We start from the raw sequence: 24,251 nt of genomic DNA on the forward strand, positions 1-24,251 counted from the left end.
CGTGATGTCTCTCCTCGCCGATCGGCCGGCCTGACATGCCCTGGTCGACGACGTTCGACGATCCCGTCCGCGTGAGCAACAAGCGCAAGTTGTTCACGCTTCAAGAAGCCGCCGACTACATCATGGAGCTGCCCGAGGACGCCCAGCACGAGGCGCATTGGCAGACGGCGATCGAGACCTTGATCAATGCGGCCGAGACCGGCGGCGGCTGGGTGATGTTCGCCCGCATCGCGATGTTGCGGGCGCTGAATGCGGACGGCCGGCGCGGATGAGCGCGATCGAGACATCCTTGCCTTCGTTGACGAACAGGCTCAACAATCGGTTAAGCGGCCAAGCCAATGGGGGCAATGCAACAGGCTGTCGGTTTGACTTCATTTGAACGGATCGACGGAACCCTAATTTAATGAATGCCGTCGTACGAGGTAAGGTGCGATCGCCGTGTTTTGGCGCGCTCGAAGATTTATTCGATCGATTTGCAAGTCCGATAACGACGCGACCATCCATCGGATCGGATGAACAGGAGTTGGCAATGCGTCTGCTTAGGTCCTTCCTTGCCGATGAGAATGGCGCAACCGCAATCGAGTACGGCCTGATCGCCGCAGGGATCGCTCTGGCAATCGTGACCATCGTCAACAGCACGGGCGCTGCGCTGCTCAACAACAAGTTCAACTCGGTCAGCACGGCGATGAAGTAACCGCCGGCCAACGGCCTGCGCAGCGGCTGCCCGCCGGAGCGGCGGGCCATGATCTGGGTCAACAGCATCGGGACGGCGGCGTCTAAGCATGGAGGTCCGACTCCCTGCTGCCGGCCCGTCCATGCATCCAGACCTTCCGCATTCCCAACTGAAGATCCGCCGCGTCCGCCTCGACACCGGCCGTGAGAACGTCGTCGTCGTCTCGAGGCGCTCCAAGGCGCTGCGCGCGGAGATCTTCCGCGGTTTCAGCCGCGTCGAGCTTCGTCAGGGCGGCAAGGTTCTGCTGGCGACCCTGCTGATCACGGACGACGATACGCTCGCGGCTCCCGACGAGATCGGCCTCTCCGAGCCTGCGTTCCGGCGCTTCGCCGAAGCGGTCGGAACGGAGGTCACGGTCAGGCCCGCCTCGCCTCCGGAGAGCCTGGAAGCGGTGCGTGCGAAGATCCGCGGACGAACTCTGAGCCAGGCCGAGATCGGCGCGATCATCAGCGACCTTGCCCATTATCGCTACTCCGACATGGAGATCGCCGCCTTCCTGATCGGGTCGGCGAGCTTCATCACCAGCGACGAGCTGCTCGCCCTCACGGGAGCCATGGCGCAGGCCGGCACGCAATTGGTCTGGCCGACCCCTGTCGTCGTCGACAAGCATTGCATCGGCGGCATCCCCGGCAACCGCACCTCGATGGTGGTGGTGCCGATCGTCGCCGCGCATGGCCTGCCGATCCCGAAGACCTCCTCGCGCGCGATCACCTCGCCGGCCGGCACCGCCGACACGATGGAGGTGCTGGCGCGGGTGAATATCGCCGTCGAGGAGATGAAGGCGATCGTCTCCTCCTGCAACGGCTGCCTGATCTGGGGCGGGCACGTGAACCTGTCGCCGGCCGACGACGTCCTGATCTCGGTCGAGCGCCCGCTGAGCCTGGATACTCGCGAGCAGATGGTCGCGTCCATCATGTCCAAGAAGATCGCGGCAGGCTCGACCCATCTGCTGATCGACATTCCGGTCGGGCCGACCGCGAAGGTCACCGGCGGCGTCGAGGCCATGCGGCTGCGAAAGCTGTTCGAATTCGTCGGCGACCGCTTCGGCCGGACGGTCGAGGTGATCACGACCGACGGCAGCCAGCCGATCGGCAACGGCATTGGGCCGGTGCTGGAGGCCAACGACGTCATGGCGGTGCTCGGCAATGACAAGGATGCGCCGCGCGATTTGCGCGAGAAGTCGCTCCGGCTCGCCGCCCATCTGCTGGAATACGATCCCAAGCTGCGCGGCGGGGCCGGCTATGCCCGGGCGCGCGAACTGCTGGATAGCGGCGCGGCACTGAAGCAGATGCAGAAGATCATCGACGCACAGGGCCCCTCGACATGCAGCAACGAGCTCGGACCGCTCAGCTTCGACGTCGAGGCGAGGCATGACGGCATCGTGTCCGCAATCGACTGCCTGCGTCTGAACCGCCTCGCCCGCACCGCCGGCGCGCCGCTCGACAAGGGCGCAGGCATCCGCCTGTTCAAGAAGATCGGCGATCGCGTCGAGCAGGGCGAGCCACTCTATCGCGTCTACACGTTCGGCCGGTCGGAGCACGATTTGGCGGCCAGCGCGACTGCGGCCGACGATGGCTATGCGATCAACGGCAAGCCCCTCGGAGAATGACAGATGAGCATCACCGTTCGATTTTGCGGTGCCACCCGCACCGTGACCGGCTCGAGCTATCTGTTCCAGACCGCAAGCGGCTGTTTCCTGGTCGATTGCGGATTGTTCCAGGGCCAGAAAACGCTGAAGGAGCTCAATTACCGCGCCTTTCCGTTTCGCCCCGCCGACATTGATGCGGTGCTGCTCACGCATGCTCACATCGACCATAGCGGTCTGTTGCCGAAGCTCGTGCGCGCGGGCTTCGAGGGGCCGATCCTGGCGACGCGCGGCACGATCGACCTCTGCTCCTACATGCTGCCCGATGCCGGCAACATCCAGGAATCGGAGGTCAAGCAGCTCAACCGGCGCAATGCTTCGCGCGGGCGCAAGGAGGTCGAGCCGATCTACACGCAGGCCGACGCGATCGCATCGCTGCGATCGTTCCGCGCCGTCGACTACGAACGATGGACCGACGTGATCCCCGGCGTCCGCGCACGCTACTGGAACGCCGGCCATTTGCTCGGCTCCGCCTCGATCGAGCTGGAAATCGCCGAGCAAGGCGCGGCGCGGCCGCTGCGCGTGCTCGTCTCCGGCGACGTCGGGCCGGAGGCCAAGCTGCTCCAGCCCGATCCCGAAGCGCCGAGCGATTTCGACTACGTCATCTCGGAATCGACCTATGGCGACCGCGTGCGCGAGGCCGCGACACCTGCGCTTCGCCGCAAGCACCTCGCGGCCGAGGTGCGCGATGCCGCGGCGGCCGGCGGCGCGCTGCTGCTGCCGGCCTTCGCGGTCGAGCGCACCCAGGAGCTGATCGTCGATCTCGTCGACCTGATGGATCACCGCGAGATTCCGACGGCGCCGATTTTCCTCGATTCACCGCTCGCGATCCGCGCGACCGAAGTGTTCCGCCGCCATTCCGAGAGCCTCGATCCGTCGGTCGACGCCACGCGCCTGCTCAACTCGCCGCATCTGAAGTTCACCGAGACCGCGGACGAGAGCAAGGCGATCATGCGTCTGTCCGGATTTCACATCATCATCGCCGCGAGCGGCATGTGCGATGCGGGCCGGATCCGCCATCATCTGAAGCGCTGGCTGTGGAACGAGCGCGCGACCGTGCTTCTGGCCGGCTTCCAGGCCAACGGCACGCTCGGCCGCTTCCTTCAGAACGGGGCCAAGGCCGTCCGCATCCAGGGCGACGAGATCAAGGTCGCTGCCCGCATCCGCATGATCGACGAATATTCGGGCCATGCCGACGGCGCCGGCATGGCCAGCTGGATCGCGGCGCGTCGTCCCATCGCGCGCGGGCTGTTCCTGGTCCACGGCGAGGAAGCGGCGGTTGCGGGCCTGGCCGAGCGCGTCGCCGAGCGCATCATTCCCGCGGCCAGGATCTACCAGCCGATGCTGGACGACACTTTCGAGCTCGCGGCACCCGAACCGCGCGTGCTCGACGCCGATCGTCGCCGGCGACTGTCGCCGGAGGCCGTGACGCGTCTCGACTGGCACAACGAGATGTCCGAGCTGATGCTCGACATCAACGATCGCGTCGCAGCCGCCGCCGACGACCGCGCCCGCGGCGTCATCATCCGAAGGCTGCGGCGGGCGCTGCAGGAAACGGCGTAGCGCTGGCGGAAACAATAATCCGGATTGCGCCTCGCTTCATCCAGGCTACGGCGCTTTGACGGCCCTCTGGGTGCTGATATTCTCCGGCGGAACGGGCTCGACGAGCCATGCCGTCAATCGATCAACCAGCGCTGCCGAGAGAATGCGGATGAGACGCGTGATGCTCCTGACGATCGGCCTCATGTCTGTCGTCGCCTGGCCGCACGACAGCGCCAGAGGCCAAACTTCGGCCGCGCCGCCGGTTTCGCTTGCTCGGCCCGATGCAGCGCCGCCACGCCCGGGTGCCACCAAGCCCGCCCGGGTAACGACGAACGGAACTCCAGCAGCGACGTCCAGCAGAGAGCCTTCCGTGATTGGCCGGCCTCAACCGAATCCAGCCGCCGATTACGATGGCTTCAGCGTCGGCACCGTCGATGACGTCGACACGCCGAGCCGCGTGACGCCGGCCGTGCGTTCACGCGCAGCAAGGGACGCCAGGTCCAATCCGGATGGTCTCGATCAAGAAGATGAGGCGTTGAAGCGAAAGCTGATGATCTGCCAGAGCTGCAAATAGCAGAGCAATCGGATATGACTTGTGGCGGCGGCCTGCGCGCACGCCTCGTCCTTCGAGACGGCGCTGACGCGCCTCCTCAGGATGAGGCTAGTCAGCATCAGTGCTCGTTGAAATGGCTGCCGCGCACTCCGCCCTCATCCTGAGGAGCCCGCCCATAGCGGGCGTCTCGAAGGATGGCCGCCGGGGAAACTCCCAAATGCGATAGCCCTGCTGCAAAGAGGGATGTAAGCACAGCTTCAGATGCCGCGCCCATCCCGCTCGAATTCGTCCTTGCGAATCTTCAGGTTTTCGCGCCGCTGCTCCTATCCTTGAGGGCGGCCAGCAACTCTTTTCCGAGCGCTCCGGCAGAGGCGGGGTTCTGGCCCGTGATGAGCCGGCCATCGACGACGACGTGAGGTTGCCAATTGGCCGCGGACGAGTACTCGGCACCCTCTGCCCTCAACGCATCCTCGAGCTCGTAAGGTACGTCATCGCGCGCATAGTCGTACTCTTCCTTCTTCGAAAAGGATGTCAGCTTCTTGCCGCGCACGAACGGGACGCCATCGCCGAGGTCGACGCCAAGCAGCGCGCACGGCCCGTGACAGACAGCGGCGACGAGCTTGCCGGTGCTCCAGGCTCGCACAACGGCACTTTGGACCGCCGCATTGCGCTGGATGTCCACCATGGGACCAAGACCGCCGGGTATCAGGATGGCGTCGTAGTCGGCGGCATCCACCTCGGATAATTTACGGCTGTGATTCAGGCGGCGAAAGGCTTTGCTGGCGAGGAAATCCTTCTGAGCAGGATCTTTCTCGTCATATGCATCGTAAGGCGTCCACCCCCCGGCCGGCGACGCGAACTCCACCGCGACGCCAGCCTTGTCGAGCACCTCGAAAGGGTGAGCGACCTCGGCGAAGAAGAAGCCGGTCTTGCGACTATGCGGACCGATCACGGCTGCATTGGTAACGATGAAGAGGACATGTTGGGTCATGGTTTTCTCCGTTCGATAGCGCTGTACGTTCAAGCGGCCAGAACACCACGACTGGCCGAAAATATTCTCGTTGAGAGAGTGATCAGTTCGGACACGGCTGTCCGGCCGCGCCCCACATCGCCATGTCCTTGACGTGATCCTCGAAGGTGCCGGGCGGCGTTGAGCGGCCGGCTCCGGGCGCCCAGCCGCGCGGGATGAAGCCGCTCAGCGAGGCATCGTGCCGCAAATGCCCGACGAGACCAGCGGCGTCGCGACCGCCGTTGCGCTTGGGATCTTTCATCTGGGCACAGATCTCGGCGCCGCTCTTGCCGAACCAGATGAAAGCCACCGGGGCGAGCTGCCAGTCGATGCCGGCGCGCGGCGGCGACGGCGACGGCTCGTTCGCCTGGGTGGAGGTCATGTGGCAGGTCGAGCACGGGATCGCTTCCGCGCCGATGCGGCTCTCGCCGCCGTGAATGTTCATGCCATGCGGGCGTGGCTTGGTTTCGCCGGCCGGCGTCCAGATCGGGATGGCCTTGGCATCGACATGGCAGTTGGCACAACGTGGATGTGTTACGACGGCCTCGATCCGCTTCCACGCCTCCAGCCCCTCGGCGCGACTGACGCTGCCGGGCGGCAGCACGTCCTTGGCGGCCTCATCCTTGGCCGCGACGATCCCGGTAAGGGCCGCGACGGCTGAGGCTGCCAAGACTAACGCGATCAGACATCTCTGCATGGCTCGTCTCACACGAAATCGATGAACTTGTTGAAGGGCATTTCGCGGATGCGCTTCCCGGTCGCCGCGAAGATTGCATTGGCGAGCGCAGGCGCGGCGGGTGGCACCGGTGGCTCGCCGACCCCCCTCACCTTCGGATCGTTCTCCAGCCCGCGCACTTCGATGACCGGGCATTGGTAGATCCGCATCGCCTCATGGTGATTGTAATTGGTCTGCTGCGCTGCGCCTTTTGAGTAGGTGAGCTCGCAGTTCATGGCGTGGCCAAGCCCCCAGACCACGCCGCCCTGGACCTGGTTCTCGAAATTGACGGGATCGACGACCTTGCCGACGTCGGCCGCGACCCAGACCTTGTCGATCCGGATGCCGCGCTCCGTCGCCGTCACCTCGACGACTTCAGCGACCGGCGTTCCGAAGGACTCCACGAAGGCGACGCCGCGGCCACGGCCGTTGCCGAGCGGTCCCTTCCAGTCCGACATCTCCGCGACGGTCTCCAGCACTTTCCGATAATGCGGCACGGTGCACATCGCGATGCGCGCCTTCATCGGATCGAGACCGGCCGCATGAATCAATTCGTCGATGAAGCTCTCGGTGAAGAAGCCGGATGTCGAGGCGCCGACCGAACGCCATGTGGTACTTGGCGACAATCCTTGCGCCTCGTAGCTGGTGGCCCGGAAATTGGGGATGTCGTAATAGACGTTCCACAGGCCGGCGGCCAATTGCCCGTCGGGATCTTTCGACGGCGTGCCCGAACGCTCGAGCAGTCCCTTGAGCGGCGTGGTCGAAGCCAGTTGCAGATCGGCGGCGACGATCTTGCTTTTGTCGACGCTGCCGCGGTGCCGTGCGATCGCAATCTGCCGCGGAATGTCCTGGAGGAAATCTTCCTCGCGCGAGAACACGAGCTTGATCGGCGTGCCCTTTATCTGATTGGCGATCTCGGCGAGCACGCGAACGTTCTCGTATTCCAGACGATGGCCGAAACTTCCGCCGGTCCATTGGTTGTGAAACGTGACCTGCTCCGGCTTGAGGCCGATTGCGGTCGCCGCGACCCATTGCACGAAGCGGGGGCTCTGATGGCCGACCCAGATCTCCATGCCCTTGTCGGTGACGAGACCGATGCCGTTCAGCGGCTCCAGCGGTTGATGGGCCAGATAGGGCGCGCGATACTCGGCTTCTACGAGCCTGCCCGTCTTCAGGCCGGCGTCGATGTCGCCGATCTTCTTCCACTCCTTGCCCAAGAACTCGGGCTTGAACGAGGATTCCAGAACTTTCCAATGGTCGGCCTGCTCGGCGGGATAGGCCGAGGGCGCCCACTCGCAGGCGATGGTTTCGACAGCCTTCATCGCGTACCAGCTGTTCGTCGCGATCACCGCGACGCCGTTCTTGATCTCAAGGACCTTCTTGACGCCCGGCATCGTCTGCGCCTTGCGGGCGTCGTACGATTTCAACGGTTGCCCCTTGTTCGGGTTCAGCTTGACGGACGCGTAGAGCATGCCGTCCATCTTCATATCGATGCCGAACTTCAGCTCGCCCATCACTTTCGAGCGGACGTCGAGCCGCATCATCGGCTTGCCGAGCATGCGCCATTTGGAGGGGTCGCGCGGCTGCGCATCGAGCACCGGCGGAATTCTGGACGCCTCGGCCGCGAGCGCGACATAGGCGATCCTGCTTCCGTTCGGCAGGATCACATGGCCCGATTGCGTGCGCAGGTCGGCCACCGCGACGCCCGAACGCTTGGCCGCGGCGGCCTTGAGCGTCTCGCGTGCGACCGCGCCGGCAACACGCAGCTTCTGGTAGGTGTCCGGGATCGTGCTCGATCCACCCGTCATCTGCAGGCCGGACTTGCGCAGCCATTCGAGCGTGGCGGCGCGCGCTTCCTCTGCGGCAGGACTCTGGTCCGCAGCCACGAACGGCGCGAACTCGTCGGCGAAGCCTGTGTTGAAGTAAGCGGGGCTCGGGCCGGCGAACCGGATCTCGAACTGGCCGGGGTCGAGATCCATTTCTTCGGCGATCATGATCGGCTGCACCGATCCGACGCCCTGGCCGATGTCGGCATGTTGCGCGATCAGCGTGATCTTGTCCGGGCTGATCTCGACCCAGGGGTTGAAGGTCACCGAATTCGCGCCGAGGCCGGCGGCCAGCGGATTGCCGTCGGCGCTCGGCGCGGCCGCTTCGGCACAACCATAGGCACCGAAGGCGATGCCACCGGCGACGGCGGCGGAGCCGAAAACGAAAGCCCGACGGGAAAGGGTCTGCATATGGCCCATCTCACTTCTCCGCCGTCTTGTTCGCCGCCGCAGCCGCGTGGATCGCAGCACGGATGCGCGGATAGGTGCCGCAGCGGCAGAGATTGCCGGACATCACCTGATCGATCTGCTCGTCGGTGGGCCTCGGGATCAAGCCAAGAAGCGAGATCGCCTGCATGATCTGTCCGGTCTGGCAGTAGCCGCATTGCGGCACCTGATGCTCGATCCAGGCCTGCAAGACCGGGTGCTGATCCCTGTTGTCCAGGCCTTCGAGCGTCACGACCGATTTGCCCGCGACCTCGCCGATATGCGACTGGCAGGACCGCACGGCCAGGCCGTCGATGTGAACGGTGCAAGCGCCGCATTGCGCGACGCCGCAACCGTATTTGGCGCTCGTGATGCCGAGTTCGTCGCGCAGCACCCACAACAGCGGCATCTCGGGAAGGACGTCCACCTGGCGCTTGATCCCGTTCACCGTGAGCTCGATCATATCGATATGTCTCCTAGCGGATATGGTCCGCACAACAGCACTGCCTGATAGACGCTGAGCCGTATTCCCGATTCCTGCGGAATCATGCGCAATCCCTGCGGAGTGCCGTATCCGAACGATCGCTCTTCACCTCGGCCTGGCCGCAGCACAATTCGCGAAACTGCCCCGGCGTGAGATTTGCGGCCTTGCGGAATACGCGCGTGAAATTGGCCTGCGAGCCGAAGCCGAACTCCAGGGCAATCTCGACCAGCGACAGGTGGTCGCGCGCGAGCTCCTGTCGCGCGGCGTGGACGCGGCGATCGGTGACGTAACGGTGCGGTGACAGTCCGGTCGCCTCGCGAAACAGCCGGGAAAAATGATAGGGGCTGAGGCAGGCCTGGGCCGCCAGATCCTCGAGCCTGATGTCGCTGCCGAGAGACGCCTCGATATAGTCCAGCACGCGCTGGAGGCGCCGCGGATCGAGCGCCGGCGACCTGTCGGGCGCGCGCCAGCGGTCGATCGTGTAATTGCCCAGAAGATGCGCCGCGAGCGCAACCTGGATCCCCTCCACGAACAGCGCGTCGGTCGGCTGGTGCGGGCGATGGAGCAGATCCCGAAGCGGCGAGCAGATATGGAAGAGCACCTGGTCCGCCAGACCGTGAGCGTAGGCGATCTCGACCTTGGCCGGATCGATGCCGAAATCCGCAAGTGCGCTGTGGTCCAGCAGCGCCGGCGGCAGGTAGAGATGAAGACATTCCATGCGGTCGGAGAGCTCGAGATGGCTCTCCTGCGTCCCCACCGGCACGAGATAACTCATGCCTGGACGCGCGAGGCTTTTCTGGACTTCGCCGTTGCCGGCGCGGCACACCATCCCCCCGCCCGACAGCAGCATGACGAGCTCGGTGCAGATGGGAACGGGCGTTGCCTGACGGCCCGCCTCGAATTTGCGATGCTCGATGCTCAGCCCGGGCCAATCATTGGCCTCCGCGAGCTTCTCGCTGTTCTTGTACTTCTGATCTCCATGCGTCACGAGCGCCATCACGACCTCCGCTTCGTTGCGGCGATTCCCGGCCCCGTATCGCGCGAGCGATCATTCCATCCGGTGGTGAGTTGCAGCCCGGTCACTGCCACGCCGATCGCGAATTACTCACAAGCGGTGACGGCGAAGTCCAGAGGTTGCGCGGTTAAAAGAGGTAAAAGACAGCCAAGGCAAAGGCTTGGTGCCAGGCGTGTTCGGCCTCGAAAGTCTGACCTCGTCGCACCTTAGCAAGATGCGTGCGTCATCGCGCAGGAATCGGAAATATCGCAATACGGGCGCGCGCTAGTGAAGGCGCACCAACGACAATGTCGCCGTATAGAGGACAGGAGCCTGACATGAAGCCGCTTACCTCCGCGCTTGCCGCGTTGTCGATCGCAACCGCCGCCCCCGCGGCCGCCGCCGACAGGAATGTTTCGATTGTTCTCGTGCACGGCGCCTTCGTCGATGGCTCGGGCTGGAAGGACACCTACGGCATCCTCTCGGACGCGGGCTACGAGGTGCTCGTCGTTCAGCAGCCGACGATCACGCTTCGCGACGATGTCGCCGAGACCGAGCGCGTGATCGCCAAGGCGCGGCATCCCGTCATTCTGGTCGGGCATTCCTATGGTGGGATGGTCATCACGGAAGCCGGCGACAATCCCAAGGTTCGCAGCCTGGTCTATCTCGCTGCCTTTGCTCCTGACGCCGGAGAGTCCGTCAGCACGCTGGCGGAAGCCCCGGTGCCCGCCGGCGAGCACAAAGCTCCGCTGGTCACCGAGGGCAATTATCTGCTCGTCGACCGCGCAAAATTCCCCACCTCTTTCGCGGCCGATGTCGACCCGGCCACGACCCGCTTCATGGGCGCCGCGCAGCTGCCCTGGGGATTGCAGGCGGTGCAGACCAAGGTCGATCGCGTGGCGTGGAAGACGAAGCCGACCTATTACATGGTGACGAGCGAGGATCGCATGATCCCGCCGACGGCACAGCGCACCATGGCCAAGCGTTCCGGCGCGAAGGTGACGGAGATGAAGAGCAGCCACGCCGTCATGCTGTCGCATCCGCGCGAGGTCGCGGCGTTCATCAGAAGCGCAGACACGTCAGCGACCGACTGAGATCGGCTGCGCCGCACACCGACGGACTTGGCCCTCGCAGACAAGGACTAGCAACATGTCCCTCAAGGATATTCTGCCGGGACGACTAGGGTTCGGCGCGGCGCCGCTCGGCAACATGTTCCGCGACATCCCGGAGCGGGAAGCGCTCGCGACGGTGAACGCAGCCTGGGACGACGGCATTCGCTATTTCGACACCGCGCCGTTCTACGGCGCGGGGCTTGCGGAGATCCGCATCGGCGCCGCACTCGCCGGCCGGCCGCGGAGCGACTACGTGCTCAGCACCAAGGTGGGCCGCCTGATCCTGGACGAGATCGAGGACGTCGATGCCCGCGACCTCGGCGAGAAGGGCGGCGTATTCAGGTACGGCCGCCCGAACCGGATCGTGAACGATTATTCCCGGGACGGAACGTTGCGCTCGATCGAGGACAGCCTGAAGCGGCTCGCGACTTCCCACATCGACGTCGCTTTCGTGCACGACGTTGCGCAGGATTTCTACGGCGACGAGTGGCTCTCGGTGTTCGAAAGCGCCCGCAAGGGCGCCTTCAGGGCGCTCGACCGGCTGCGCGACGAAGGCGTGGTCAAGGCGTGGGGACTAGGTGTCAACCGGGTCGAGCCGATCGAGCTGCTGCTCGCGCTCGAAGAGCCGCGCCCCGACGGCTTCCTGCTCGCGGGCCGATACACGCTGCTCGACCATGCAAGGGCGCTGCAGCGGGTGATGCCGATGGCCGCCGAGCACGAGCTCGCGATCGTGGTCGGCGGCCCCTACAGTTCCGGCGCGCTCGTCGGCGGCCCGAACTTCGAATATGCGCCGGCGCCTCCCGAAATCCTCAAGAAGGTGGCGCGGATCAAGGCGATCGCAGACCGCTATCGGATCAGCATGAAGGCGGCCGGCCTGCAGTTCGCGCTCGCCAATCCCGTGGTTGCCGCCGTCATTCCCGGTGCGAGCCGCCCAAGCCGCATCGCCGAGGATCGCGCGGCGCTCGAGGAAGCCATCCCGGCGGAGTTCTGGCGCGAGCTGCGCTCCGAGGGGCTGGTCAGCCCCGCAGCTCCGCTTCCCGCCGCTGATTAACCAATCCACCGAACGACCAAGGAGAGCAACATGACAGATGAAACCGACAACACCACCGAGATGGGTCGCCGCGCCCTGCTTCAAACCGCCGGCGCCGCCGTCGTCACCGGCATCATAGCCGGCACGGCAATCGACGCACGGGCCGCGACACAGGATGCGGAGCGCGACGAGGCACCGCTCGGCGCGCGGCTCCAGGGCGTCCAGCATTTCGGGCTGACGGTCCAGAACATGGAGCGGGCGTACCAGTTCTACACGGAGGTGCTTGGCGGCACCGAGGTGTTCCGGCACGGCGACTTCCAGGGGGACGGGGTGCAGAATACGCTGCTGGCCGACCAGGAGATCGAGGCGAACGCACGCGGGATCAATCCGCGAACAATTGGCGTGCCCGACTTGCGAAGCGGGGCACAGCGGCTCGATGTCCGGTTCATCCAGTTCGACAACATGGTGCTGGAGCTGCTGCAATATCGCGAGGCTGATCAGCCCATGGGCAGCGCCAAGAGTTTCGCCGAACCGCTGGAGCACATGAGCCCGGCCTTTCCGCGCATGATGCACATCTGTTTCTATGTTCGCGACGATGTCGACTTCAACAAGTTCATTGCGGATCTCGAAGCGGAATCGGCGCGCCGCGGCATGACGCAGGTGAGGGCGAACCGCACCATCCGCGTCATGACGGAAGCGGATCGGAAGGCCGCGCCCCGCAGCACCAACACGAACCGGGTGACCGCCGAACCCTCGAACGGCTGGGAGTTGATCTATTGCAAAGGACCCGAAGGCGAGCAGCTCGAATTCGTCAAGGCGCTCGGTCCGGTCAAGAAGCGCTTCAGCGAGGCCTTGGCAAAACGGCAACAGAAGATCCTGCGCTAGATTCTCGTGCGGGGCGGCTGTCAGGTGTCCTGGCTGGTCACTCTGCGATCCAATCACATGTCGAGGACTTCACCATGCAAACTCTCGTCCGCAACTCGCTTGCCGCCCTGCTGATCGCCTCCGTGGCGCCGGCGACGCTTCCGGCCATGGCTCAGGAGGCGCCGCGCATGCACTATGGGGAGATCCCGGAGGGGGCATATTCCGTGGTGGCCCAGGTGCGCGCCAAGCCTGGAAAGGAAGACATGCTGCGTGCCGCCACCTTGCCGCTGATCGACTTGGTCCGCGGCGATCCCAAGAACCTGATCTATTTCCTTCAGGAAGACCGCGCCAAGCCGGGCCACTTCATCTTCTACGAAGTGTTCGCCAGCCAGGCCGATTTCGACGCACACAACGCGATGCCTTATGTGAAGGATTGGTTCGCCAAGCTTCCGGAACTTGCCGACGGCGGCGTCGAAGTCATGCGCATGGCCGTTCTTGGCAAGCCCAAAAAATAGCCGAGCCGTCCGGCGCGCGTGTGTCAATTGTCCTGCGGCAAATCGTACGACCCGGAAGGGTTCCCTTCAAAAATATTGCAGTGCATGATAATACCAGTCGATCTATTCGATCGATTGGCAATGATCAATGCGGGCTGCCACGGAGACACGACAACGGGGCACAGGCCGCCGGGAGCTAACCTACAGCTTCGGCTCCTTTCGACTGATACCCAGCCGCCAGTTGCTCCTTCTCAAAGGGCGCCCCGTCAAGCTGGGCGGACGCGCATTCGAGCTTTTGCAGCTGCTGGTGCAGCGCTGCGGCGAGCTGGTCAGCAAGAACGACCTGATGGCGGCCGCCTGGCCCGGCACCTTCCTCCACGACAGCAATCTCAAGGTCAACATGTGGAGCTTGCGGCGTTCGCTGGGAGACACCCAGATCGAGCCCCTCTACATCGCGACCGTGGCGCGCCGTGGATACAAGTTCATCGCGCAGGTGCAGATCAGCATCGGCGAGGTCGACGACGATCTTGCGCTCGCCGAACCGCTCCCCTCGTCCGGTCCGCCATTGCTGCGCGGCATCGTTGGTCGTGAAGCGGAAATCGACGAGATCACGGGCCTGTTGACCGGCAACAGGCACGTGACTCTGGCTGGCGCGGGAGGAATCGGCAAGACGACGGTTGCCTTGGCCGTCGCCCAGGCATTTGCGCCACAGTGCCGCGACGGCGTGTGCTTCGTCGATCTCGCAACGATCTCCGACCCGACGCTGTTCGGCGCCGCACTGGTGACGGCCCTCGGCATCAGGGGTAATCCGGACAACAGCCTGGCTGCGGCCATCGACTATCTGAGACAACGGCAGATGCTGGTCATTCTGGACAATTGCGAGCACGTCCTGCCGGCCGCAACGATCTTCGCCGGCAGGTTCATGGCGGACACATCGCCGTGCAGGCTGCTTGCGACGAGCCGCGAACCGCTCGGCACCGCGACCGAGCATGTCGTCCGGCTCGGCTCCCTGGCCTCACCCAAACCCGGTCACGCCCTGACTGCTGATCAAGCCGTCAGGTTTCCGGCAGTGCAATTGTTCGTCAGCCGCGCCGCTGAATGGGCGGACTACCAATTCGTCGACCATGATTGCGAGGCCGTCGCCGCAATCTGCCACTCGCTCGACGGCCTCCCGCTGGCGATCGAATTGGCGGCAGCCCAGATCGGCAGGTTCAATCCTCGCCAATTGGTGGAGTTGCTCGACCAGAATCTGGGTTTTCGTGCCCCCGCCGCCGATGGTGCGCCGCCGCGCCATGAAACGCTGATGGCGACGATCGACTGGAGCTTCAGGCTGCTGTCCCAGCGGGAAGCCAGACTGTTCGGCCTGCTCTCGGTGTTCAGCGACGCGTTCGAGGTTGAGGACGCGGTCTTCGTCGCCGAAGCGGCAGGGCTCACGCCGGTCGACGTCGTCACCGGCCTCGGCAGTCTCGTTGCCAAATCGCTCCTGAGCGCGCAGGCACATGGCGCGAGCCTCCGCTATCGCCTGCTCGACAGCACATGCCGCTACGCGGGCGAGCGGCGCCGGGCCGATCCTCCCTGCGACCAGGCGCTGCGCCGTCATGCGCAACGTGTCCTCACGCTGTTCGAGCAGTCCGAGGAGGAGTGGAACTGGCGCGAGCCGGCCGATTGGACCCAGCGTTACCTTGGCCGCATCGCCGACTTGCGCGCCGCTCTTTCATGGGCGTTCGGCGAGCACGGCGATGCCGTACTCGGGATCAGGCTCACGGTTGCGGCGATCACCTTGTGGTCGGAGACGTCGATCCTGTCGGAAGCGCAGGCGCGGTATGCGGACGCGCTCGCATTGGCCAAGACCGTCCCGTGCGACGATCTGTCGAAGACAAAACTCGCCTGCGCCCTTGGGTGGAGCCTCTTCTACGCCCGCAAGATGTCGAATGAGAACGAGATTGCCTGGCTCGATGCCATCCTCTTTGCAAAGCGGGCCGGCAACATCGAATATCAGCAGCGGGCGCTGGTCGGGTTCGGCTTCTACCTGCTGCAGATCGGCCAGGTCGAGCGCGCCATATCTTATCTTGAAGAGGCCACTGAGCTCGCCGACCGCGATCGCGATCTGACGGCGACGTCCGAAACCGATCGCGCGCTGGCCTGGGCTCGCGCTTTTGCCGGCGAATTGAGCAGGAGCCGCCCTGTTCTCGACCGTCTTGCAGCGACCTACTCGCTGGCCGAAGGGCGTTCGCGCAAGGACGCGAACGAAGTCTATCGGTTCATCACCGTCCGCTTCAATCTGCCCTTCGTCGCGTGGATGCAAGGGCAAGCGGACTACGCGGCGAGGCTCGCCAAGGACGCCATCGATGCCGCGGACCGCAGCGGCCATTGGGTGTCACAGTCGAACGCATTTGGGCTCGCCGCCCTTCCCGTTGCGCTCGAAACCGGCAATCTTGACGCGCTCGCGAGCTACACTGAGCGATTGCGTCGCAACCTTGAACGCGAGCGCATCTCACGCTGGGTTCCGGTCGAGCGCTATTTCTCCGCCTGCCTTCGCGAGCTGCGGGGCGATCCACGCGCGGTGGAAGATATTCGAGCCGCGATCGACGAGCTCATAGAATGCCGGTTCTTGATGCGGATCGGCAGCTATCTCGCGGTCCTCGCCCGCGCCTATCTGAGGCAAGGGCGGATCGCGGAAGCGCAAGAAGCCATCACCCGGGCGATCGAGCATCAGGAACGCCAGGGCGAGCGCTGGTGCCGGCCGGAGCTCCAGAGGGTTGACGCCGCGATCCTTCTCCACACCGGCGAGCCGCTGCGCGCCGAGAAACGGCTTCAGCAGGCGCTCGCCGAAGCGCGCACCATAGGTGCGCTGACGTTTCAGTTGCGGATCGCGACCGATCTCGCGGCACACTGGATCGCGATGGGCCGCAGATCCAGGGCTGTCCGGCTGCTCTCCCCGATCTATAACGAGTTCACCGAGGGCTTCGCGACGCCGGATCTGCTTGCGGCCAAGCGCCTGCTGCAGCGCCTGCGGCCGACTGCGAGCGGCTGCGGCGACTATCACGGGATGGAGCCGGTACACGCTCGCGACGCATAGCTGGCCTACCGCCGCGCTCGCCGCCCCGCGCTTTACGCTTCCGGAAATTCCTGATCCTCTCCTCCCAACAAGCCGGATCAACCGGCCTTGCCAGGGAGAGAGACGCCATGAAGCTCGGCACCGCCATTGCGGAAATCATGAGGCGCGAGGGGATCGAGATCCTCTGCGGCTATCCGGTCAACCATCTGATCGAGCACGCAGCCAAGGCCGAGATCCGCCCCGTGATGGTGCGGCAGGAGCGCGTCGGCATCCACATGGCGGATGCGATCTCGCGGGTAACGTCGGGGCGCAGCATCGGCGCCTTCTGCATGCAGCACGGGCCGGGCGCGGAGAATGCGATGGGCGGCGTGGCGCAATGCTTTGGCGAATCCGTTCCCGTGCTGGTGCTGCCGATGGGCTATCAGCGCAGGCTGGCGCATATCGAGCCGAACTTCAATTCCAGCGAGGCGATGAAGCCGTTCGCGAAATCGTCCGAGCCGATCATCCTCGCGAGCGAAGTCGTCAACATCTTCCGCCGCGCCTTCACGAAGCTGAAGAACGGCCGCGGCGGACCCGTCATCGTCGAGATCCCCTCGGACATGTGGAACGAGGAGGTGTCGGAGCCACTGAACTATACGCCGGTGTTGCGCACCCGCTACGGCGCCGACCCCGTTCACGTCAAGGAAGCCGCCAGCCTGCTCGTGAATGCAAAGCGGCCGGTGATCTATGCCGGCCAGGGCGTGCATTACGCGCAGGCCTGGCCGCAGCTGAAACGGCTCGCCGAGCGATTGGCGATCCCCGTCACCACCAGCTTGGGTGGCAAATCATCGTTTCCGGAGACGCATCCGCTGTCGCTCGGCTCCGGCGGCCTTGCAGTGCCGCGCGCGGTGCCGAAGTTTCTGGCCGAGGCCGACGTCATTTTCGGCATCGGCTGCTCCTTCACCGAGACCAATTTCGGCATCGCAATGCCGAAGGGAAAGACCATCATTCATTCGACGCTCGATCCCAATCATCTCAACAAGGACGTCGAAGCGAAGATCGGCCTGGTCGGCGATGCCGGCCTCGTGCTCGACGCGCTGCTGGAGGAGATCGGCAAGACCGTCACCGCGGATCGCGATGCATCCGCCGTCGCGGCCGAGATCGCAGCCTCGCACAAGGAATGGCTGGCGAAATGGATGCCGAAGCTGACCAGCAATGACGCGCCGCTCAGCCCCTACCGCGTGCTGTGGGATCTCCAGCACACCGTTGACATCGAGAATACGATCATCACCCACGATGCGGGCAGCCCGCGCGACCAGCTCTCGCCGTTCTGGCGATCGGTCGAGCCCCTCACCTATCTCGGCTGGGGCAAAACCACGCAGCTTGGCTACGGCCTCGGTCTTGCGATGGGCGCCAAGCTGGCAAAGCCCGACAAGCTCTGCATCAACGTCTGGGGCGATGCTGCGATCGGCTTCACCGGCATGGATTTCGAGACCGCGGTGCGCGAGCGCATCCCGATCATGTCGATCCTGCTCAACAATTTCTCGATGGCGATCGAGCTGAAGGTGATGCCGATCTCGACCGAAAAATATCGCTCGACCGACATTTCCGGCGACTACGCCGCGATGGCCCGCGCCTTCGGCGGCTACGGAGAGCGGGTGACGCGGCCGGAGGACATCGTGCCCGCGATCAAGCGCGGCATCGCGAAGACGAGGGAAGGCGTGCCGGTGCTGCTGGAGTTCATCACAGCCAAGGAGACCGAGGTGTCGCGGCCCGGCACGTGAGCGGAGCCGGTGCGGGCACGGCTGCGAGGCGCTGGCTCCGGCCGCAGAAGTTGTGATAATCCGGCCCGGTGCCGCGCACGCCGCGGCATCAAGCTGGACCGGGAATGACGACCGTTTTGCAGGAAATCGAGGAACTCGAGCGCCGATTGGGGTCGGCCGCCGCCGAGATTGCGCAGCTGCGGGCCGAGCTTGCGACGGCTCGGGATCGCCAGAGCGCCAGCGCCGAGATCCTGCGTACCATCGCGGCCTCGCCGTCCGATGCGCGGCCGGTCTTTACGGCGGTCGCCGCCAGCGCAAAGCGCCTGCTCGGCGGCTTCTCCGCCACCGTGCTTCAGTTCATCGGCGACGAGCTTCACCTCGTGGCGTTCACGCCGACCAATCCGGAGGCGGACGCGGGGCTCAAGGCGTCGTTCCCGCGCAAGATCGCGGACTTCCCGACTTTTGGCCTCGTGCGGGAGGGCCAGACGATCCAGTTTCCCGACAGCGAGGCGGCCGACGTCCCTGAACTGAACCGGGAGCTGGCGCGGCTGCGCGGCTTCCGCAGTGTGCTATTCATGCCGCTGATGAACCGGGGCGCGCCGGTCGGCATGATCAGCGTCACCCGCGCCGAGCCAGGATCATTCGCGCCCGACCTCGTCCAGCTGCTGCAGACCTTCGCCGACCAGGCCGTGATCGCGATTGAGAACGCGCGCCTGTTCAACGAGACGAAGGAGGCGCTGGAACGCCAGACCGCGACGGCCGATATCCTGAAGGTGATGGCGGCCTCCCCGTCCGACGTGCAGCCGGTATTCGAGGCCATCGCCACCAACGCCAACCGGCTGATCGGCGGCTTCTCCACCGCGGTGCTGCGTTATGTCGACGGCGCCGTGCACCTTGCGGCATTCACCCCGACGGATCCCGCGGGCGACCGCGTGCTCCAGGCCTCGTTCCCGGTGCCGTTCGCACAATTCCCGCCCTATCAGCTCGTGGCCAATGGTACCGCGGCGCAATTGCCCGACACCGAGGTCGAGCCGGCCGCGCGCGACATCGCGCGGGCCCGCGGCTATCGCAGCATGCTGTTCGCGCCTCTGATGAGCGAAGGCGAAGCCATCGGCATCATCATCGCGACGCGACGCGCGACCGGCAACTTCGCCGAGCATCATGTGCGCCTGCTGCAGACCTTCGCCGACCAGGCCGTGATCGCGATCAAGAATGTCAGCCTGTTCAACGCGACCAAGGAAGCACTGGAACGTCAGACTGCGACTGCCGACATTCTCAAGGTGATCGCGGCTTCACCGTCCGATGTCACGCCGGTGTTCCAGGCCATTTCCGACAGCGCCAAGGCGCTGATCGGAGCGCACTCCTCCACTGTCACCTGCGTCGTCGACGGCATGCTACATCTGGCCGCCTTCACGACCGACAATGAGGCCGGCAATGCCGATCTGCTGAACTCATTTCCGACGCCGCTGTCCTCATCGGGCATTCACAGTCGGGTGGCGAGCAGCGGCGAGTATGCCTTCCGCAGCGACATGCAGAACGAGCCTGATCTTACCGAGGCCATGAAGGAGCTGGCGCGAACACGCGGTTATCGCAGCATCCTCGTGGTGCCGATGCTGCGCGATGGCCTTGCGATCGGCACCATCGCCGTCACGCGGCGGGAGCCCGGTTATTTTCCGGACAAAGCCATCAACCTGCTCAAGACCTTTGCCGACCAGGCCGTGATCGCGGTCGAGAACACGCGCCTGTTCAACGAGGTTCAGGACCGCACCAGCGAGCTCGCCAAATCGCTCGATGATCTCCGCGCCGCGCAGGACCGCCTGATCCAGACCGAGAAGCTGGCGTCACTGGGCCAGCTCACGGCCGGCATCGCGCACGAGATCAAGAACCCGCTCAACTTCGTCAACAACTTCGCCTCGCTGTCTGCCGAGCTGACCGAGGAGCTGAACGAGGTGCTCGCGCCGGTCCCGCTCCCCGAGAATGTCCGCAGCGAGGTCGACGAGCTGACGGGGCTTCTGCAGGACAACCTCGGCAAGATCGTGCAGCACGGCCGCCGCGCCGATTCCATCGTCAAGAACATGCTGCTGCATTCGCGCGAAGGCGGCGGCGAGCATGGGCTGAGCGACATCAATGCATTGGTCGAGGAGAGCCTGAATCTCGCCTATCACGGCGCACGCGCCGAGAAGCCCGGATTCCACGTGACGCTGAAGCGCGCGCTCGATCCAGCGGCCGGACAGGCCGAAGTGTTTCCGCAGGAAATCACCCGCGTGCTCCTGAACCTGATCTCGAACGGCTTCCACGCGGTCATCAGGCGCAAGGCCGACGGTGCCGCCGGTTACGAGCCGATTGTGACCGCCGCGACGCGCGATCGCGGCGATGACGTCGAGATCACGATCCGCGACAACGGCACCGGCATTGCCGACGATGTGAAGGAGAAAATGTTCAATCCGTTCTTCACCACCAAGCCAGCCGGCGAAGGCACCGGCCTCGGGCTGTCGATGACCCACGACATCGTCGTGAAGCAGCACGGCGGCACGATCGACGTCGCGACCGAGCCGGGCAAGTTTACTGAATTCACGATCGTGCTGCCGCGCAAGAGTGGTCTGTCAGGCAATAGCTGAGGTTGAATCGCGCGGTGGGTGCTTTCGGCAAACTGGCGTCGCTCATTCGGCAGCAATTGCTGTCGTTCTCCGGCGTCGGCCTCATGCTCGGCGCCCTGTTCTTCGCAGCCGCGCTGACGCCGACGCTGATCCCGCGGAGCTATCTCACGCAGGGCGCCATCGCCGGCGCCTGCTTCGGGATCGGCTATCTCGCCGGCAACGTCTGGCGCTGGCTGTGGCACTATCTGGAATTGCCCGAGCCGCCGGCGCGCCTGAGATCGACCGCAAACGCGCTGGTGGCGGCCGCCTGCCTGCTCGTCGTCATTGTTTTTCTGTGGCGGGCGGCCGGATGGCAGAACTCGATCCGCACCGTGATGAAGATGGCGCCAGTCGAGACCGCCCATCCGCTCAAGGTCTGCGCCATCGCCGTGATGACGTTCGTCGTGCTGCTGGTGCTGGCGCGGCTGTTCGCGCTTGCCGTGCGCCTCATCGCCGCGCGTGCGAGGCGCGTCATTCCGCGGAGGATCGCGAACGTCATCGGCGTGCTCGCCGCGGGCCTGTTGTTTTGGTCAATCGCCAGCAATGTCCTGATCCGCACGGCGTTCAACGCGCTCGATGTGTCCTTTCGCGAAGTCGACGCCTTGCTCGAGCCCGAGCGGCCGCAGCCGACCGCGCCCGAACGAACGGGAAGTGCCGCCTCGCTGGTGAAGTGGACGCAGCTTGGACGCATGGGGCGCAGATTTATTGCCTCGGGGCCGACCGCAACGGAGATCAGCGCCGTTACAGGAAGGCCCGCGCTGGAGCCCGTGCGGGTCTATGTCGGCCTTGGCGGCGCCGAGACGGCGCAAGCGCGCGCCCGGCTTGCGCTCGACGAGCTCAAGCGGCAGCACGGGTTTGAACGCGACACACTCATCGTCGTTACGCCGACCGGAACCGGCTGGATCGACCCTGCCGCGATGGACACCGTCGAATATCTCCACCATGGCGACGTCGCCAGTGTCGCGATGCAGTATTCCTATCTCAACAGTCCGCTGTCGCTGCTGTTTCAGCCCGAATCCGGTGCAGAAGCGGCGCGCGCCCTGTTTTCGGAAATTTACGGCTACTGGGCGACGCTGCCGAAGAACCGGCGGCCGAAGCTGTACCTGCACGGACTGAGCCTCGGCGCGATGAACTCGGAAAAATCCGCAGAGCTGTTTGAGATGATCGGCGATCCGATTGCGGGCGCACTTTTGAGCGGCGCGCCGTTCGAAAGTCGCATCTGGCGCTCGATCACGGCAAACCGCAATCCGGGCACGCCGGCCTGGCTGCCGGAATTCCGCGACGGCCGCTTCGTGCGCTTCATGAACCAGAATGGACCGACGGTGCCGGCAGATGCGCCCTGGGGTCCGATGCGCGTCGTCTATCTGCAATATGCGAGCGACGCGATCACCTTCTTCGCCTATCACGACGCCTATCGGGCCCCTGACTGGATGACGGCGCCGCGCGGGCCGGATGTGTCACCGGAGCTGCGATGGTATCCAGTCGTGACGATGCTGCAGCTCGCCCTCGACATGGCGGTCGCGACCAATACGCCGATGGGCTTTGGCCATGTCTATGCGCCCGAACATTACGTCGATGCCTGGGTCGCCGTCACCGATGTCCATGATTGGTCCGCCGACGCGCTGGCGCAGCTCAAGACCCATCTTGCGGCGGCGGCGCGAAAAGCCGCCGAGGGCAATGTCGCCAACGAGCCTTACGCCGATCGAGGCGGCTAGCCTACTCGGCCATCTCCACGGGCTGCTTGGCCGACGGTCCGGCCAGCGGCCGCTCCTCCATCGCGATCAGGCACAGCGCAGCGATCGTCATCAGCGCGGTGGCGGCGCCGAACACGTAGCGGAAGGCGTGCCGCATGTCGTCGGCGGGGATCGCGACGGCGCCCGCGGCGTGATGCTCGCCGGCGAGCGGGACGTCGGTGCCGAGCGCGATGAGCAGGATCGCGGCGAAGGCCGCCACCGTGAACGAGGACATCAGCGAGCGGAAGAAGTTCATCGCGCCGGTGATGGTGCCGACTTGCGGACGCGCCACCGAATTCTGCAGCGAGACCACGCACACCGGAAAAGTCGTGCCGAGTCCCAGCGCGAACGCGGCCATCAGCAGCAGCAGGCCCCAGAGCGGCAAGGTGGTGACCGTGAGAACGAGACCGCACAGCGCGGCCCATGACGTGCCGACGATGGCGACGCGCTTGTAGTGCTTGGCCCGAGCCATGGTGCGGCCGGCGACGGCCGCGCCGACGGTCGAGACCGCCGCGAGCGGGATCAGCGCAAGCCCCGCCTCGCTGGCGGTGAGATGATAGACCTGCTCGTAATAGAGCGGCAGCTGCACGGTCAGGCCGGTGATCGCCCCGAGGCCGCAGCCGCCCGCGGTCAGCGCGAACGGCGCCACCGATCCCGTCAACAAGGGCAGCGGCAAGAACGGCTCGTCGGCCCGCCGGGCGTGCCACACGAAGGTCACCGCGAGCGCGACGGCACCGCCCACCATCGCCAGCACCGTCGGCGAAAGCCAAGCATAGCGCGTCCCGCCCCAGGTCAGCACCAGCATGAAGACCACGGCGGACGCCATCAGCAAGAGGCCGCCGAGCCAGTCGACCTTGCGCTTGCGGTGGAACACCGGGATCTTCTTCATCTTCGGCAGCAGCAATGCGAGTGCTGCGGCCGCAAGCGGCAGGTTGATCCAGAAGATCATCGACCAGTGCAGATGCTCGGCGAACACGCCGCCGATGACCGGGCCGAGGATGCCGCCGACCATCCAGACGCTCGAGAAATAGGCCTGGTACTGCCCGCGCTCGCGCGGGCTCACCACGTCGGAGATCACGGTCTGCACCACCGGCATGATGCCGCCGCCGCCGAGGCCCTGAAGCCCGCGTGCCAGGATCAGCATCGGCATGTTCGGCGCGATCGCGCACAGCACCGAGCCTGCGACGAACAGGCTGAGCGAGATGATGATCATGACGCGGCGGCCGTAGATGTCGCTGAGCGTGCCGAACACCGGCGCAACCGCAGTCGAGGCGAGCAGATAGGCGGTGATCACCCAGGACAGATTGGAGACGTCCTGGAACTGGCGTCCGATGGTCGGCAGCGCCGTCGCCACGATGGTCTGGTCGAGCGCGGCCAGGAACATCGTCAGCATCAGGCTGATAACGATGGTGCGGACCTCGTCGGAGCTCAGCGGCACCGGCGGGGCGATCGAGGGCGCGTCGTCGACGCTGATGACCTCGCTCGGCAGGCGGGACAGCTCTTCGGCAATATCGTCGGGCAAGGCCTGGATGTCGGCAGAATCGCTCTGCCGGTCGAACTTGTTCATCTCGATCGGGCGTCGTGACGCGGTGCAACACCGCGAAGGATTCGTACTATGCAGCCCAATGTAGAGGGGAAATTTCTTCCCAGGCAGG

General features: G+C 65.0%; 19 protein-coding genes. 13 read left to right on the top strand and 6 right to left on the bottom strand.

Translation table 11 applies throughout. From position 1 onward, the window contains the following. The first annotated feature begins 35 nt into the window (after positions 1-35). From ACTEK7_RS08645 to ACTEK7_RS08665, 5 genes are all read left to right on the top strand, one after another. Positions 36-272 (top strand): hypothetical protein, encoded by a 237-nt coding sequence (locus ACTEK7_RS08645; protein WP_036005807.1) that lies wholly within the window; start codon positions 36-38, stop codon positions 270-272. A 257-nt stretch (positions 273-529) separates the two neighbouring features. After that, on the top strand, positions 530-694 hold the full coding sequence (locus ACTEK7_RS08650) for a Flp family type IVb pilin (protein WP_036005811.1): 165 nt from the start codon (positions 530-532) through the stop codon (positions 692-694). A 121-nt stretch (positions 695-815) separates the two neighbouring features. Further along, positions 816-2,342 (top strand): thymidine phosphorylase family protein, encoded by a 1,527-nt coding sequence (locus ACTEK7_RS08655; RefSeq protein ID WP_225146228.1) that lies wholly within the window; start codon positions 816-818, stop codon positions 2,340-2,342. 3 nt (positions 2,343-2,345) lie between these two features. Further along, a complete protein-coding gene (locus ACTEK7_RS08660) occupies positions 2,346-3,941 on the top strand; it encodes an MBL fold metallo-hydrolase (RefSeq protein WP_225145988.1) in 1,596 nt (531 codons plus the stop codon). 160 nt (positions 3,942-4,101) lie between these two features. Beyond that, the gene (locus ACTEK7_RS08665) at positions 4,102-4,494 is read left to right on the top strand and encodes a hypothetical protein (protein WP_463671642.1); all 393 of its coding nucleotides are present in this window, start codon (positions 4,102-4,104) and stop codon (positions 4,492-4,494) included. Positions 4,495-4,774: 280 nt separating this feature from the next. Here ACTEK7_RS08665 and ACTEK7_RS08670 read toward each other — a convergent pair whose 3' ends face one another. The 5 genes from ACTEK7_RS08670 to ACTEK7_RS08690 all read right to left on the bottom strand — a co-directional run bounded on the left by ACTEK7_RS08670 (position 4,775) and on the right by ACTEK7_RS08690 (position 9,930). Next, positions 4,775-5,464 carry a type 1 glutamine amidotransferase domain-containing protein gene (locus ACTEK7_RS08670; protein WP_225133480.1) on the bottom strand — a complete coding sequence of 230 codons (690 nt, stop codon included), beginning with the start codon at positions 5,462-5,464 and terminating at the stop codon, positions 4,775-4,777. Between the two features lie 82 nt (positions 5,465-5,546). Then, the gene (locus ACTEK7_RS08675) at positions 5,547-6,152 is read right to left on the bottom strand and encodes a hypothetical protein (protein ID WP_225145990.1); all 606 of its coding nucleotides are present in this window, start codon (positions 6,150-6,152) and stop codon (positions 5,547-5,549) included. A 35-nt stretch (positions 6,153-6,187) separates the two neighbouring features. Beyond that, on the bottom strand, positions 6,188-8,443 hold the full coding sequence (locus ACTEK7_RS08680) for a xanthine dehydrogenase family protein molybdopterin-binding subunit (protein WP_036042993.1): 2,256 nt from the start codon (positions 8,441-8,443) through the stop codon (positions 6,188-6,190). Between the two features lies 1 nt (position 8,444). Further along, complete coding sequence (locus ACTEK7_RS08685; RefSeq protein WP_225145992.1) at positions 8,445-8,912, bottom strand: (2Fe-2S)-binding protein; 468 nt, start codon at positions 8,910-8,912, stop codon at positions 8,445-8,447. 82 nt (positions 8,913-8,994) lie between these two features. After that, a complete protein-coding gene (locus ACTEK7_RS08690; RefSeq protein WP_036042991.1) occupies positions 8,995-9,930 on the bottom strand; it encodes a helix-turn-helix transcriptional regulator in 936 nt (311 codons plus the stop codon). Positions 9,931-10,265: 335 nt separating this feature from the next. On the opposite strand from ACTEK7_RS08690, the gene ACTEK7_RS08695 reads away from it, so the two are divergent. From ACTEK7_RS08695 to ACTEK7_RS08730, 8 genes are all read left to right on the top strand, one after another. After that, entirely contained in the window at positions 10,266-11,021 is a 756-nt protein-coding gene (locus ACTEK7_RS08695; protein WP_225145993.1) for an alpha/beta hydrolase, read from the top strand. Between the two features lie 55 nt (positions 11,022-11,076). Continuing rightward, positions 11,077-12,090 carry an aldo/keto reductase gene (locus ACTEK7_RS08700; protein ID WP_109144365.1) on the top strand — a complete coding sequence of 338 codons (1,014 nt, stop codon included), beginning with the start codon at positions 11,077-11,079 and terminating at the stop codon, positions 12,088-12,090. A gap of 30 nt (positions 12,091-12,120) precedes the next feature. Beyond that, a complete protein-coding gene (locus tag ACTEK7_RS08705; RefSeq protein ID WP_036005827.1) occupies positions 12,121-12,954 on the top strand; it encodes a VOC family protein in 834 nt (277 codons plus the stop codon). 74 nt (positions 12,955-13,028) lie between these two features. Then, positions 13,029-13,448, top strand: coding sequence for a putative quinol monooxygenase (locus ACTEK7_RS08710; protein WP_036023255.1), 420 nt, complete (start codon positions 13,029-13,031; stop codon positions 13,446-13,448). Positions 13,449-13,668: 220 nt separating this feature from the next. Further along, positions 13,669-16,506, top strand: coding sequence for an ATP-binding protein (locus ACTEK7_RS08715; protein ID WP_225145994.1), 2,838 nt, complete (start codon positions 13,669-13,671; stop codon positions 16,504-16,506). 53 nt (positions 16,507-16,559) lie between these two features. After that, entirely contained in the window at positions 16,560-18,248 is a 1,689-nt protein-coding gene (locus ACTEK7_RS08720) for a thiamine pyrophosphate-requiring protein (RefSeq protein ID WP_225146229.1), read from the top strand. 104 nt (positions 18,249-18,352) lie between these two features. Beyond that, a complete protein-coding gene (locus tag ACTEK7_RS08725; protein ID WP_225145995.1) occupies positions 18,353-20,845 on the top strand; it encodes a GAF domain-containing sensor histidine kinase in 2,493 nt (830 codons plus the stop codon). A gap of 83 nt (positions 20,846-20,928) precedes the next feature. Further along, entirely contained in the window at positions 20,929-22,578 is a 1,650-nt protein-coding gene (locus tag ACTEK7_RS08730; RefSeq protein ID WP_225146230.1) for an alpha/beta hydrolase, read from the top strand. A 1-nt stretch (position 22,579) separates the two neighbouring features. On the opposite strand, the gene ACTEK7_RS08735 is transcribed toward ACTEK7_RS08730, so the two are convergent. After that, entirely contained in the window at positions 22,580-24,163 is a 1,584-nt protein-coding gene (locus ACTEK7_RS08735) for an MDR family MFS transporter (RefSeq protein WP_109144370.1), read from the bottom strand. Between the last annotated feature and the right edge of the window lie 88 nt (positions 24,164-24,251).

Source organism: Bradyrhizobium sp. JHI2711 (assembly GCF_056156565.1).

Excerpts from the sequence above, each read along its gene's own strand:
- ACTEK7_RS08705 (WP_036005827.1), top strand. The coding sequence starts at position 12,121 with ATGACAGATGAAACCGACAACACCACCGAGATGGGTCGCCGCGCCCTG.
- ACTEK7_RS08665 (WP_463671642.1), top strand. The coding sequence starts at position 4,102 with ATGCTCCTGACGATCGGCCTCATGTCTGTCGTCGCCTGGCCGCACGAC.
- ACTEK7_RS08700 (WP_109144365.1), top strand. The coding sequence starts at position 11,077 with ATGTCCCTCAAGGATATTCTGCCGGGACGACTAGGGTTCGGCGCGGCG.
- ACTEK7_RS08660 (WP_225145988.1), top strand. The coding sequence starts at position 2,346 with ATGAGCATCACCGTTCGATTTTGCGGTGCCACCCGCACCGTGACCGGC.
- ACTEK7_RS08655 (WP_225146228.1), top strand. The coding sequence starts at position 816 with ATGCATCCAGACCTTCCGCATTCCCAACTGAAGATCCGCCGCGTCCGC.
- ACTEK7_RS08725 (WP_225145995.1), top strand. The coding sequence starts at position 18,353 with ATGACGACCGTTTTGCAGGAAATCGAGGAACTCGAGCGCCGATTGGGG.
- ACTEK7_RS08730 (WP_225146230.1), top strand. The coding sequence starts at position 20,929 with ATGCTCGGCGCCCTGTTCTTCGCAGCCGCGCTGACGCCGACGCTGATC.
- ACTEK7_RS08735 (WP_109144370.1), bottom strand. The coding sequence starts at position 24,163 with ATGAACAAGTTCGACCGGCAGAGCGATTCTGCCGACATCCAGGCCTTG.
- ACTEK7_RS08690 (WP_036042991.1), bottom strand. The coding sequence starts at position 9,930 with ATGGCGCTCGTGACGCATGGAGATCAGAAGTACAAGAACAGCGAGAAG.
- ACTEK7_RS08710 (WP_036023255.1), top strand. The coding sequence starts at position 13,029 with ATGCAAACTCTCGTCCGCAACTCGCTTGCCGCCCTGCTGATCGCCTCC.
- ACTEK7_RS08680 (WP_036042993.1), bottom strand. The coding sequence starts at position 8,443 with ATGGGCCATATGCAGACCCTTTCCCGTCGGGCTTTCGTTTTCGGCTCC.
- ACTEK7_RS08645 (WP_036005807.1), top strand. The coding sequence starts at position 36 with ATGCCCTGGTCGACGACGTTCGACGATCCCGTCCGCGTGAGCAACAAG.
- ACTEK7_RS08670 (WP_225133480.1), bottom strand. The coding sequence starts at position 5,464 with ATGACCCAACATGTCCTCTTCATCGTTACCAATGCAGCCGTGATCGGT.
- ACTEK7_RS08695 (WP_225145993.1), top strand. The coding sequence starts at position 10,266 with ATGAAGCCGCTTACCTCCGCGCTTGCCGCGTTGTCGATCGCAACCGCC.
- ACTEK7_RS08685 (WP_225145992.1), bottom strand. The coding sequence starts at position 8,912 with ATGATCGAGCTCACGGTGAACGGGATCAAGCGCCAGGTGGACGTCCTT.
- ACTEK7_RS08650 (WP_036005811.1), top strand. The coding sequence starts at position 530 with ATGCGTCTGCTTAGGTCCTTCCTTGCCGATGAGAATGGCGCAACCGCA.